The organism is Endozoicomonas sp. ONNA2, from assembly GCF_024606365.1.
Lineage (GTDB): Bacteria > Pseudomonadota > Gammaproteobacteria > Pseudomonadales > Endozoicomonadaceae > Endozoicomonas.
In genome coordinates this window covers 1-1,272 of record NZ_JAHHPO010001173.1, presented here as the reverse complement: position 1 = coordinate 1,272, position 1,272 = coordinate 1, and the positions used below count along the sequence as shown (strand labels likewise).

At 52.0% G+C, this 1,272-nt stretch carries 1 pseudogene; it reads right to left on the bottom strand.

Features of this window, described 5'->3' with window-relative positions:
* Positions 1 to 103: 103 nt before the first annotated feature.
* Positions 104 to 1,272: pseudogene (locus KDK14_RS20710) on the bottom strand (hypothetical protein); the annotation flags it as partial.

Sequence of the window (1,272 nt, the reverse complement as noted above, 5' to 3'; positions counted from 1 at the left end):
TTTCCCGGACTGAATAAAATGATGAAGTTATTCCGGGTCAATTCCTTAAAAAGTAGGATAATCCACGGAAAGTTCACCAATCGGGGAATATTCCTGACTGAAATCAATCGTCAAATTGTTTTGAAACATGACTTAAGCTGTTATTGATAACCCGAATAATATGCGCCTCGAAGCATTCCCGTTTGCCATTTTCCAGTGTCACGCAGAGTCCGGAAATACTATCGCCCCGCGCCGCCATCAGCAGGTTGTGTTTGACCTCGTCGCTCAAGGGGCTGGCCATGACCAGACTCAGGTAAGCCTTGACACACTCATCATCGCCATTTGCCAGTGCCACGAAGAGCCCGGGAACACCATCCCGGGATTTCGCCATCAGCAGGTTCTGTTTGAACTCGTCGCTCAAGGGGCTGGCCAGGACCAGACTCAGGTAGCCTTTGACGCACTCACCATGGCCATTTGCCAGTGCCGCGAAGAGCCCGGGAACACCATCCGGGGATTTCGCCATCAGCAGGTTCTGTTTGAACTCGTCGCTGAAGGGACTGGCCAGGACCCAATCCACGTAACCCTTCACGCACTCCCAATGGCCATTTTGCAGTGCTACGTAGAGCCCGGGAAAACCACCGGAGGATTTCGCCATCAGCAGGTCCTGTTTGACTTCGTCGCTGAAGGGGCTGGCCATGACCCAATCCAGGTAAGTCTTGACGCAATCACCATGGCCATTTTGCAGTGCTACGTAGAGCCCGGGAAAACCATCGGAGGATTTCGCCATCAGCAAATTCAGTTTGACCTCGTCGCTCAAGGAGCTTGCCATGACGCGATCCAGGTAAATCTTTATGCACTCCCCGTGACCATTGTCCAGTGCCGCGAAGATCCCGGGAAAACCATCCGGGGATTTCGCCATCAGCAGGTTCTGTTTGACCTTATCGCTGAAGGGGCTGGCCAAGACCCAATCCAGGTAAGTCTTGACGCACTCACCATGGCCATTTTGCAGTGCTGCGTAGAGCCCGGGAAAACCCTTGAAGGATTTCGCCATCAGCAGGTCCTGTTTGAACTCGTCGCTGAAGGGGCTGGCCAAGACCCAATCCAGATAAGTCTTGACGCACTCACCATGGCCATTTGTGTGTAGCCCTGGAAAACCATCGTGATCTTTAGCCATCAGGGCAATCGTTTGATTATCTGAATCAAGCCGGTTCAGTTGCCCCGGGAATTGAACGACCATGTTCGAAGAAAAATGTCCATTTTGGAGCATTAAAAACAGGATGGACGGATTCATAG